Here is an 11,673-nt window from a genome sequence, read left to right on the forward strand (position 1 = left end):
CTGGGCGGCCTGGACCGTCAGGTCTCCCGCCTCGGCTTGCGCCGCGATCAGTCCGAAGGCCCTGCCGTGTGCCTGCGTCGTCCACCGTGGCCAAAGCGGCAGCCTCGTTCTGATGTTGCGTCACACCACCAGAGGGGAGGGGACAGGACGAGGATCCTGGCCGTCCCGAAGGCGTCGATCCCGTCCTGGTGCCGCTCGTCGCGGCGGTCGGGCGGACGTGAAGGGGGACGAGGGAAAGAACGGCTCTCATACCATTGATCGTCACGTCGACCAGACAATCGCCGGTATGAGGAGACGTCTTCGGGAGAATCCGAACATGGATGAGGTCTCACGCTTCGTTGATGAAAGCGCAGCACAACGCTTCACGGACGGGACGCTTATTCAACCACGGAATCAGCAGAGGATCTCTGACTGGATATCCAGGGGTCCAAGGGGAAAATTGGAACTGGAGAATGAGTTCCATGAACCTACGGGACTACATCTGACGCGCCACAACTTCACACATGGAGAACCGACCACCTGGGTCAACAATGTACGGGTCATTCTTAAAGCCGATCCGTCAGCTCCGTCCGGGTACCGAGTCCTTACCGCATACCCAGTGCCCTGATTTTTCGCTTCAAGGAGTCCCACATGACTGAGTCCAGCCCGCCGGGACAGCGCTTCTATGAAATCGACCATCTTCTGACGGCGTACGCACGTAGCGGCTTCACGTTCTCCGACACCGCCGAGGTTCCCAGCCCCGGTTTGACTTCCTACCTCAGGGTCGTGGCCCGCGACCCCGCACGTGGCGCTACGGCCGTGCAGCAGATCGATGACCTGCTCGCCGTTGGACTGTTCGCGGAGGAGATCGCCGACGAAGTCGATCCGCTACCGCGCATCCAACCGCCCGTGGGAATGAGTGTCGAGGACTGCCTGCGCATTGCGAGGGACCACATCCATCGGGTTCTACAGGACCCATCTCAAGTGCAGCACGTAAATCCACAGAACCGCTGGGAGTGGAAAGAGACGTTTCCGCTCTTGAGTCAGTTGTTGGGAGCATATTTCTGCCAGGACTTCCCTGACTGGTATGCCACTTGGGAGGAGGCCATCGATGACTACCTCGGCGACATGGGCGGAGAGGAGGCTAGGCGCGCTGCCGAAGAAATCACTGAAATCCTCGCCATCGTCGACTCGGACCAGGAACTCAAGCAGGCGACACACATACTAGGGCTCGAACTCCTTCCCCCCAGAGGCATGACACTGCGACGGTGGCTCGAGAACATGCGCTACCGGATCACATCCACGACATAGACGCTATACAGAGAGGTCACTTGATCAAGGCCGGAAGATCCAGCGTCGGGGCACGACGGCCCGTCCGGCCGGGGCACCGGCAGACCCTTGCCGCCTCCCCCGGCTGACCCTCCGTCACCAGCCCCACCCCCACGGCCCGTGAGACCCACGGGCGACGCCGGGTAGCCTTCACCCGGAGAACAACGGCGCGAACCGCCACCCGCCCAGTCACCCGACCAGCCGTCAGAAACGGCCCCCGGCGTGAAGATGACTAACGACGGAACCACACGACAGGTTCCGCTCAGGCCTCATTGCCCAGGGTGACCTGCCGTGATACACAGAGTGACCATACGAGGTATTCGTACGAATCCCGCCCATCAATGACGCCAAGTCGACATACGACGGCGCCATTGTCGGCGAGAATGAGGCCTGACCTCTGCGCACCGCAGGGGACTGCGGAACTACCCAACAGGGGCGGTGACTTACATGCTGTTTGCGGCCGACAAGGGCGACATCAACACCATCATCGGCGGGATCGCTCCGGACTGGGGCCCCTTCGGCAGCCTGGGTAACGAGGCGAAGGTGATGATCGAGGTCGTGATGGCGGTGGCCATCCTGCTCTGCCTCGGCATCGCCATCTGGGGTGCGGCCAAACAGCGCATCGGCGCCACGGCGCTGCGCGACACGTTCAGCGCCGAGCAGGGCAAGGGCCTGATCATCGCCGGCCTGACGGGCGTCTTCATCATCGGCTCACTGGGCACACTGTTCACCATCGTGTACGGCATGGCCGTCTAGGCGGCTCCGTCCCCTCCGTCCACTCCGGGCACGCCCGGTCCCCCTAGTCCCCCACCCACCCGTCGTGCCCACCGGCTGAGGTTGCGTTTCCCTGATGTCGAGTCACCACACCGCGCCCACGCGGGAACCAGCACGGCTACCGTCGTACTCCTACGTGTATTCGTCCGACGTCGAGGGGGCGTACGCGGCATGACTCTCGGAGACGAACCGGAGACCTCCGGCGGTTACGCAGGCACCGGTCAGACCCGGACCCGGCTGCCCGAGAGCGGTGGTGACCTGTACGGGGGCGCGCGGCGAGGCGGCCGCTCGTCGTCCCGGAGCCTGGTCACCGTGGTCGGCGTGGTCGTCCTCCTCATCGCGGCGATCGCCTTCGCGAACCGTGGAGGCGACGACTCCGATTCGGCGGGCGGGGACGAAAACCAGCCGAAATCTTCGGCTACGGCAGCGAGCGGGTCGCGTCCGGTGGAGGGGAAGGCCGGGGGGATTCCGGCGGGGTTCGCGCAGGATGAGCAGGGGGCGCAGAGTGCGGCGGCCAACTATGCGGTGACGCTGGTCTCGGCCGACATCCTCATGCCGGCCCGGCGGGCCGAGATCGTCCAACAGGTCTTCGTCGTCGACAAGCAGGCCGAACTCGCGGCCAAGTTCGACAAGGCGTACTCCAAGGCGTTCCTGAGCAGCATCGGCCTGGACGAGAACGGCAACGCCACGGCGGGCAACACCTACGTCTCGCGCACCGTGCCGATCGGCACCAAGGTCACGAGCTACTCGGACTCCGCCGCGACCGTCGAGGTGTGGTGCACCGGCGTGTTCGGCATGGCCGGGGAGAGTTCGACCAATCCGGCCGGCAGCGACTGGTTCACCATGACGCTCCAGCTTCGCTGGGCAAACAGTGACTGGAAGGTCGAGAGCTTCTCCCAGAAGGACGGCCCCGCACCCGTCCCTGGGGACAACAGGGCGTCCAGCGCCGATCAGATGGCCAAGGCCGTCGAGGAGTACGGAGGGTTCACGTATGCCCGATAACCCGCGCCGCGTACTCAAGGTCGCCGCCGCCCTCACCGCCGTACAGACCACAGTCGTACTGCTGGCCACGCGGGCCGTCGCCGCACCCACGCCGTCACCGACCCCGTCGGGCGACAACTGCGACCTCATCGTCGGCCCCGCCAAGGACTACTGCGAAAAGGACACCGGCAGCACCGGCGGATCCACCGTCGACGACCCCACCGCCACCCTCGACCCCCTCTCCTCCCTCGCCAAGGGCTGCGCAGAAGCCGCCGCCTGGACCGTGAAAAAGCTCAGCGAGGCCGTAAAAGAGACCGCGAACGTCGACTTCACGAACCCCAAGTTCCTCCAGCAGTACGCGGTCGTCTTCGCGGCGTCGACGATCCTCACGCTCCTCCTGTGGCTCCTGGCAGTCGCCAAGCGAGCCGTCCGAGGCGTGCCCCTCTCCACCGCCATCTCGGAGGCGATCGGCTTCCTGTGGCTGACGGTGCTGGCATCGGCCTTCACGCCGCTGATCCTCTACACGGTCGTATCGGCCACGGACGGCGTCACAGACGTCCTCGCGAAGACGACAGGCGACCAGACGGACACCTTCTTCGGCACGTTCTCCGGCGCTCTGGAGAAGGGCGAGGACATCGGCGGCGGCCCGATCATGCTGATCGTGGTGTCCCTCGTCTCCATCCTCGCCGCCGGCATCCTCTGGCTGGAGCTCGTCATCCGCGCCGCCCTGCTCTACGTCGGCGCCCTCCTCGGCACCGTCGTCTACGCGGGTCTGGTCGACAAGAACCTGTGGGGCCACGTCCGCCGCTGGGCGGGCATCATGATCGCCGTGATCCTCGTCAAGCCGGTCATCGTCATAGTGCTCGGCCTGGCCGGAGCGCTGTCCGCCGACGACGGCCCGGACGCCTTCTCGGCCGTCGTCTCCGGCCTGGCCATCATCCTGCTCGCCATCTTCGCGAGCGCGATGATCTACCGCTTCGTCCCGGGCTTCGGCGACGAGATCGCCGGCTCCCGCAACAACCGCATCATGAGCGGCGCCGAGGGCAAGGCCGCCGCGGTCATAAGCTCCCCGGCGACCCTGGTCGCCCAGGGCATCAAGACGCACAGCTCCCGCGCGGACAACAACGGCGGCTCAGGCCAGTCCGCTTCGGGCGCCCGCCCCTCGAACCCCGCCTCCGGCGGCGTCGCCGCGCACAGCTCGCGCTCCTCGAACGGAGGCGGCGGATCTGTCCCCTCCGCCGCACCCGCACCCCGTTCGGGCAGCTCGGTGAACACCCCCCACGCCAGCAACACCCGTAACAGCAGCAGCAACCGTTCAGGAGGTGACGGGCGTTGACGACCGAGTCCCACGTGTCCCACGCGGTCACGCCCCGCCGTACATATCTGATCGGCCGCGCCCGGCCGAACGCCGTCGTCGGCCGCAACCGCGAGACCGGCGAGATCGCGCTGATCATCGGGGGCGCGTTCCTCGGCATGATGTGCGGACTCCTCGTCCCCGTCCTGTCCCTGCGCATCGTGCTGCTGATGGGCTTCCCCCTGCTCGCGCTGGCCGCGGTCTACGTGCCGTACAAGCACCGGACCTTCTACAAGTGGTTCGAGATCAACCGCAGCTACAAGCGCACCCTCCGCCAGGGCACGGCCTACCGCTCCGGCGCCGTCGAGGCCGGCACCCACCTCGACGGGCGGGAGGTCGAGGTCGGCCCGCCCCCCGGCATCGGCCGCATCACCTGGCTGGCCGCCCCCTTCGGGCCCGACGAGATCGCCGTGCTCCTGCACGCCGACCGCCGCACGGTCACGGCCGCGATCGAGATCGAGGGGCCCGGCGTGGGCCTGCGCGACTCCGAGGACCAGGAAGCCCTCGTAGACCGCTTCGGCACCCTGCTCAAGCACGTGGCCAACGGCGACGGCTTCGTGACGCGGCTGCAGATGCTCGCCCGCACCCTCCCCGCCGACCCCGACGCCCACGCCAAGGACGTCGCCGTACGCGGTGACGAGCGGGCCCTGGGCTGGCTGCAGCAGTCGTACGACCAACTCCAGTCGATGGTCTCGACGAGCAGCGAGCAGCACCGCGCCTACCTCGTCGCCTGCATGCACTACACCCGCGAACTGGCCGCCGAGGCCCAGGCGATGGCCCGCGCAGCCCGCCCGCACGGCGGCAAGGTCGACCGGGACTCGGGGCTCGCGGTCGTCATGGCCCGCGAGCTGACCGACATCTGCTCGCGCCTGCAGGAGGCGGACATCCGCGTCCGCCAGCCCCTCGGCCAGGGCCGTCTGGCCTCCCTCATCCACTCCATGTACGACCCGGACCACCCGATCGACCACATCCAGGCGATGACGAAGCGCAATGCCTGGCCGGCCGAGCTGGACGCCATGGAGCCCACGTTCCTGCAGGCCAAGACCCGGGAGTCCTCCACGCGCGCGCCCTGGTGCCATGCCACCGCCTGGGTGAAGGAGTGGCCGATGACCCCCGTCGGCGTCAACTTCCTGGCGCCGCTCCTGGTCCACACCCCGGACGTCATCCGAACGGTCGCCGTGACGATGGATCTCGAGCCCACCGAGGTGGCCATCGAACGCATGCTGACCGAGAAGACCAACGACGAGGCGGAGGCCAGCCGCGCCGCCAAGATGAACCGGACCGTCGACCCCCGTGACATCGCCGCCCACAACCGCCTCGACCAGCGAGGAGAAGACCTCGCGAGCGGTGCCGCCGGCGTCAACCTGGTCGGCTACATCACCGTCTCCTCCCGCTCCCCCGAGGCCCTGGCCCGCGACAAGCGGACCATCCGGGCGTCGGCCGGAAAGTCGTATCTGAAGCTGGAGTGGTGCGATCGCGAGCATCACCGGGCATTCGTCAACACGCTCCCCTTCGCCACCGGCATTCGGAGGTAGGACCTGATGCGGGACCCGCTGTCCGTCCTCACCGACGCCTTCACGTCCTTCCTCTTCGGGAAGGTCGAGACGACCCGGCTGCCGGTGCGCACGTCGACGGGCCAGGCCCAGGCCGTCTACCTCCCCACCGCCGCGCCGGGTCTCGGTGACTCGGGGGTGATCATCGGCCGCGAGGTGTACTCCGGCAAGGGCTACATCTACGACCCCTTCCAGCTGTACGGCCAGCAGCTCCCCGCCCCGCACTGGCTGGTCCTCGGCGAGTCCGGCAACGGCAAGTCGGCCCTGGAGAAGACGTACGTCCTACGACAGCTGCGCTTCCGCGACCGCCAGGTCGTCGTCCTCGACGCCCAGGGCGAGGACGGCGTCGGCGAGTGGAACCTCATCGCGCAGGAGCTGGGGATAACTCCCATCCGCCTGGACCCGACGGCGGCCCTGGACATGGGGATCCGCCTCAACCCGCTCGACCCCGCGATCACGACGACGGGCCAGCTGGCCCTGCTCCGCACGATCATCGAGGTCGCGATGGGCCACGGCCTCGACGAGCGCTCCGGCTTCGCCCTGAAGGTCGCGCACGCCTACGTCAACGAGACCATCGTCGAGCGTCAGCCGGTGCTGATGGACATCGTCGAGCAGCTACGGCACCCCGAGCCGGAGTCGGCCGAGGCGATGAACGTCGCCATAGACGACGTACGGGCATGGGGCCTGGACGTGGCGCTGGTGCTGGACCGTCTGGTCGACGGTGACCTGCGCGGCATGTTCGACGGCCCCACGACGGTCGGCATCGACCTCGACGCGCCCCTCATTGTGTTCGATTTGTCCCACATCGACCGCAACTCCATCGCCATGCCGATCCTGATGGCGATCGTCGGCGTTTGGCTGGAGCACACCTGGATCCGCCCCGACCGGAAGAAGCGCATCTTCCTGGTCGAGGAGGCCTGGCACATCATCAACAGCCCGTTCGTGGCCCAGCTGTTCCAGCGGCTGCTGAAGTTCGGCCGACGGCTGGGCCTCTCCTTCGTCGCTGTCGTCCACCACCTGTCCGACGTCGTCGACGGCGCGGCGGCGAAGGAGGCGGCCGCGATCCTGAAGATGGCGTCGACCAGGACGATCTACGCCCAGAAGGCCGACGAGGCGAGGGCGACGGGCCGCGTGCTGGGCCTGCCGCGCTGGGCCGTGGAGATCATCCCGAGCCTCACCCCCGGCATCGCGGTGTGGGACGTCAACGGCAACGTCCAGGTCGTCAAGCACCTGATCACGGAAACGGAACGCCCCCTGGTCTTCACCGACCGCGCGATGACCGAGTCGTCCGCCGACCGCGACCTGGCCGACGACGCCCTGCGCGCCGCCGAGCTGGAAGCGGAGGAACGGGCGGCGGCCTTCGTGGAGCAACACCTGGGCGACTCCGAATCGACGGTGGCGTAGGGCGAGGAGGAGAGCGTGAGACCGGAGGACCGCTGGGAACGCCGGGGACACCGGGAACACCGGGACGGCCAGGGAGGCATCCCCGACGGCCTGCTCATCGGCATACTCGCCTTCCTCCTCGGCATGACCCTTCTGGTCTGGACGGCGACGGGCCTAGCAGCCCTGTTCGCCCACGGTTCCTGGCCCTCCGGCGTCACCTTCACCCGCACGCCCCTGGCCATGCGCTCCCTGATCGCCCAGCCCCACGACATCCCGGGCGCATGGCCGGAGACACCGAGCGGTCAGCTCTCCGGGTACGGCCTGTTCTGGGGGCTGTTCATCGGCCAGCTGATGGTCCTGATCGTGCTGACCGTGTTCGTGCTGGGGACAGTGGCACGGTGGCGGGCAGTCAGGACGGAGCGGCGCGTGGGGAAGGCGAGGGGCGCGGAAGCATCAGCGCCGATACCGCACGATGTACCCGCACCCCACGCCCACGCCCACGTGGTACCGGCGCCCAGAACGGAAACGGAGCCGGAGCCGCTTCCGCAGCCGCAGCCGCAGCCGCAGCCGCAGCCGACGGGACATTCCGATGCCGACCGGCCGACGACGGTCACCGCACCCCAGGGACTCAGCGAACCGGCGTGGGACAGACTTGTCGTAGCCACGAGGGAAAGCCGCCGGTCAACCGCGACCCAGGCAGTGCTCGACGCGGAAGGCCCCACCCTCGTAGTCACCTCGAACGAGGCCCTCTGGCAGGACACGAAGGACGCCCGCGCAAAGCTCGGCCCGGTCCTCCTCTACGACCCCACCCACCTGTGCGACACCCCCGCCCGCATCCACTGGTCCCCCACCACGGGCTGCGAGGACAAGCAGACAGCGGCTTCGAGAGCCGCCGCACTCCTGACCCCGGTCCGCCCCACGTCCCGGCTGGACCAAGCGGTCAGCGACACCGCCGAAACGCTCCTGCGCAGCTACCTGCACGCCGCGGCCATCGACGGCCGCACCATCCGCCACGTCCACCGCTGGTCCCAGGGCACCCAGATCCAGGACGCCGTACGAACCCTCCGTACGAACCCGAAGGCGGCCCCGGGCGCCGCAGGCGAACTCGAAGCCGCCCTCACCGCCCACCCCGAACGCCGGGACATGGCCCAGGAGTTGACCACCCGCGCCCTCTCCGCCCTCTCCACGGTCAACATCCGAGAGTCCTGCACTCCAAACCGAACTGATGCCCTCACCTTGGATTCCTTCGTCCATGAAGCGGGCACGCTTTATGTGGTGGGTGAATCCATCGAGGACACCCGTGCCAATCCGGGCGCCATGCCACTCCTGACGGCCCTCGCCGCAAGCGTGGTCGAGCGCGGCCGGCGCATGGCCGAACGGTCATCCTCCGGTCGCCTCGACCCACCACTGACGCTCGTCCTGGACGACGTCGCCGCCGTGGCTCCGCTTCCCCAGCTGCCGGAGCTGCTGGCCACCGGAGCGGACCGGGGCATGCCGACCCTGGCCCTGCTCCGGTCCCGCGAACAGGCCCGCTCCCGCTGGCCGCACGACGAACTCCCCGTCTAGGCCGACCAACTGCCGGCTCAACCCATCACGTCAGCCCGTCACGGCCGCTCGAGGACGAACTCCAACTCGGAGTCCCCCGGCTGCCCGGCGAGCGGCACCGTGAGCCCGCTCGGCACGAACCCGACCTTCCGGTAGAACCGCTGCGCCCGCCCGTTCTCCTCGTGCACGATCAGCCGCACCCGCTCCACCCCACGCGCCCACGACCACTGCAGGGCAGCATCGAACAGCACCTCGGTCAGCCCGATCCCGCGCTCCTCGGGCCGTACGAACACGGCGACGACATGCCCCTGCTTCCGCTCCACCGGAAGCCCCGCCCAGTCGGTCGTCCCCGGCTCCTCGACCAGCACGGTCAGCGTCCCGACCCACCGCCCGTCCGGCCCCTCGGCGATGATGGTCTGCGCCTTCTCGGCCCCCTCGCAGGCCCCGGCGGCCCGCTCCCGCCAGAAGGAGTCGGGCTGGGCCACAGCCTCCTCATAGGTCGTCAGATAGGCGATCGGCGCGACCGGGTCCCGCAGCGCGGCAAGCCGCAACTCCTTCGTGGCGGGCCACTCGTCGGCACGTATGGACCGGATGACGTAGGCCCCGGGGTTCGTGGTGCTCATGACGGCCACCGTAGTACCCGGGTACGACATCGCTCACCGGAATACTGCCCACGGTCCTGTTCCGACCGACGGCGGAACCCGCACGATGGTCCATGTGGATCACGTGGACCAGGTGGAACCCCTCACCCAGCACATCCAGCGCATCAGCCGCCGCGTGCGCGCCTTCGACCGCCGTCACCCGCTCCTCTGGGACCTGCACCTCACCGGCTTCTGGGTGACGGCGGCTTTGATCGACTACTACGGCGGCGGCTGGCTCAACGTGGCCCGCGACCGCGACAACCCCGGTTGGCTGATCCTCACCCTGAGCCTCGGCCTCTCCGTCCCCCTCCTGCGGCGCCGCACCCACCCCCGCGCCGTACTCCTCGCCATCGCCCCCTTCGCCCTCGTCAGCGCCTGGACCGGCGCCGCCCTCCAAGCAGTCCTGCTCCAGCTGCTCGTCGTCTTCCACATCGCCCTGCGTCGCCCTTCGCGCAATCTGTGGTGGGCGACGGCCCTGATCACCACGCCCATCGCCGTGCTGGCCGCGCGCCACCCGCAGGGAACCCCGGACCGCGACATCGTGCCCGTGCTGATGTCCATCGCCGTGGCGGCAGCCATCGGCATCACCGTCCGCACCCGCCGCGACCACACCGAGGCCCTCGAGGACCGCGCCCGCCGCCTGGAGATCGAACGCGACCAGCAGGCCCAACTCGCAGCCGCGGCCGAACGCGCCCGCATCGCCCGCGAGATGCACGACATCATCGGCCACAACCTCTCCGTCATCACCGGCTTGGCCGACGGCGGCCAGTACGCGGCCGCCAAGTCCCCGGAACGCGCCGCCCAGGCCCTGCAAGCCATAGGCACCACCAGCCGCCAGGCCCTCGGCGAACTACGCCGCCTGCTCGACGTCCTTCGCGAGGAGGACCACCCCCACGATCCCCACCCCGAGCTGACCCCCCAACCCACCCTCACCGACCTCGACCAGCTCATCAACGGCGTACGCGCCGCAGGCCTCCCCGTCACCACCACCATCCACGGCACCCCGAGCCTCCCCCCGGGCCGCCAGCTCACGGTCTACCGCGTCATCCAGGAGGCCCTCACCAACACCCTCAAACACGCCGGCCCCGGCACGACGGCAGCCATCGAGCTCTCGTACGAGGCCAAGGGCGCCGTCACCGCGACAGTGACCGACACCGGCAATGGCGGCCCCGGCCCCACTCACTCGACGGGCGGCCGCGGCCTGCCCGGAATGCGCGAGCGAACAGCCCTGTACGGCGGCACACTTGAGGCCGGCCCACGCCCCCACCCCGATCAGGGGTGGCGAGTCCACCTGCACCTCCCGGAGGAACCCCAGCAGTGATCAACGTCCTCATCGCCGACGACCAGCCCCTCCAGCGCTTCGGCTTCCGGATGCTCCTGGAGAGCCAGGACGACATGACGGTGCTGAGCGAAGCGGCCAACGGCAGCGAGGCGGTCCGCATGACCGCGCAACTGACCCCCGACGTGGTCCTGATGGACGTCCGCATGCCCGGCCTGGACGGCATCGAGGCCACCCGCCGCATCACGGCCGCCGGAAACCGCACCCGGGTCCTGATCCTCACCACCTTCGACCTCGACGAGTACGCCTACGCAGGCCTCCGCGCAGGCGCCTCCGGTTTCCTCGTCAAGGACGCCCAGCCGGAGGAGCTCCTCTCCGGCATCCGCGCAGTGGCCACGGGCGACGCGGTGGTCGCCCCCAGCCTGACCCGCCGCCTCCTGGACGCATACGCCCACCACCTGCCGGCGCAAAGCCCGTCCGATGGCCCGGAACCAACGGCCCTGGACCCACGCCTCACCGCCCTCACCGACCGCGAACGCGAGATCCTCACGGTGATCGGCCAGGGCTGGACGAACACGGAGATAGCCACACGCCTTCACCTGGCCGAGTCGACGGTGAAAACCCACGTGGGCCGCATCCTCGCAAAGACTGACTCACGGGATCGCATTCAGGCGGTGATTCTGGCCTACGACACAGGACTGGTGAAGCCGTCCTGAAACGCGAAAAGGCCCACACCGTAAGGTGTGGGCCTTTTCTAAAATTTGTTCGGCGGCGTCCTACTCTCCCACAGGGTCCCCCCTGCAGTACCATCGGCGCTGTAAGGCTTAGCTTCCGGGTTCGGAATGTAACCGGGCG

Annotated in this window: 11 protein-coding genes and 1 rRNA gene; 10 read left to right on the top strand and 2 right to left on the bottom strand. The window is 68.5% G+C overall.

Features of this window, described 5'->3' with window-relative positions; genetic code table 11:
• Nucleotides 1-112 precede the first annotated feature (112 nt).
• The 8 genes from ADL12_RS57875 to ADL12_RS37355 all read left to right on the top strand — a co-directional run bounded on the left by ADL12_RS57875 (nucleotide 113) and on the right by ADL12_RS37355 (nucleotide 8,919).
• Entirely contained in the window at nucleotides 113-607 is a 495-nt protein-coding gene (locus tag ADL12_RS57875) for an RNase A-like domain-containing protein (RefSeq protein WP_279617187.1), read from the top strand.
• Between the two features lie 23 nt (nucleotides 608-630).
• On the top strand, nucleotides 631-1,290 hold the full coding sequence (locus ADL12_RS37325) for a contact-dependent growth inhibition system immunity protein (RefSeq protein WP_062711135.1): 660 nt from the start codon (nucleotides 631-633) through the stop codon (nucleotides 1,288-1,290).
• Nucleotides 1,291-1,755: 465 nt separating this feature from the next.
• Nucleotides 1,756-2,064, top strand: a complete 309-nt coding sequence (locus ADL12_RS37330) for a hypothetical protein (protein ID WP_003991275.1) — start codon at nucleotides 1,756-1,758, stop codon at nucleotides 2,062-2,064.
• 189 nt (nucleotides 2,065-2,253) lie between these two features.
• Entirely contained in the window at nucleotides 2,254-3,084 is an 831-nt protein-coding gene (locus ADL12_RS37335) for a DUF8175 domain-containg protein (protein WP_062711137.1), read from the top strand.
• Entirely contained in the window at nucleotides 3,074-4,399 is a 1,326-nt protein-coding gene (locus tag ADL12_RS37340; protein ID WP_062711140.1) for a hypothetical protein, read from the top strand. The genes ADL12_RS37335 and ADL12_RS37340 overlap by 11 nt, the downstream gene beginning before the upstream one ends.
• A complete protein-coding gene (locus ADL12_RS37345; RefSeq protein WP_062711142.1) occupies nucleotides 4,396-5,952 on the top strand; it encodes an SCO6880 family protein in 1,557 nt (518 codons plus the stop codon). Before ADL12_RS37340 ends, ADL12_RS37345 begins: the two co-directional genes overlap by 4 nt.
• A gap of 6 nt (nucleotides 5,953-5,958) precedes the next feature.
• Nucleotides 5,959-7,374 (top strand): ATP-binding protein, encoded by a 1,416-nt coding sequence (locus ADL12_RS37350; protein WP_062711145.1) that lies wholly within the window; start codon nucleotides 5,959-5,961, stop codon nucleotides 7,372-7,374.
• A 15-nt stretch (nucleotides 7,375-7,389) separates the two neighbouring features.
• Nucleotides 7,390-8,919: a type IV secretory system conjugative DNA transfer family protein gene (locus tag ADL12_RS37355; protein ID WP_062711147.1), complete on the top strand. Its 1,530-nt coding sequence runs from the start codon at nucleotides 7,390-7,392 to the stop codon at nucleotides 8,917-8,919.
• Between the two features lie 38 nt (nucleotides 8,920-8,957).
• Here ADL12_RS37355 and ADL12_RS37360 read toward each other — a convergent pair whose 3' ends face one another.
• Nucleotides 8,958-9,521, bottom strand: coding sequence for a GNAT family N-acetyltransferase (locus ADL12_RS37360; protein WP_062711149.1), 564 nt, complete (start codon nucleotides 9,519-9,521; stop codon nucleotides 8,958-8,960).
• 85 nt (nucleotides 9,522-9,606) lie between these two features.
• On the opposite strand from ADL12_RS37360, the gene ADL12_RS37365 reads away from it, so the two are divergent.
• Complete coding sequence (locus ADL12_RS37365; RefSeq protein WP_062711150.1) at nucleotides 9,607-10,860, top strand: sensor histidine kinase; 1,254 nt, start codon at nucleotides 9,607-9,609, stop codon at nucleotides 10,858-10,860.
• Nucleotides 10,857-11,534, top strand: coding sequence for a response regulator (locus ADL12_RS37370; protein WP_107120123.1), 678 nt, complete (start codon nucleotides 10,857-10,859; stop codon nucleotides 11,532-11,534). The genes ADL12_RS37365 and ADL12_RS37370 overlap by 4 nt, the downstream gene beginning before the upstream one ends.
• Before the next feature lie 47 nt (nucleotides 11,535-11,581).
• Here the strand turns inward: ADL12_RS37370 and rrf are convergent.
• Nucleotides 11,582-11,673 (bottom strand): 5S ribosomal RNA (gene rrf, locus ADL12_RS37375); the annotation flags it as partial.

The organism is Streptomyces regalis (assembly GCF_001509475.1).
Lineage (GTDB): Bacteria > Actinomycetota > Actinomycetes > Streptomycetales > Streptomycetaceae > Streptomyces > Streptomyces regalis.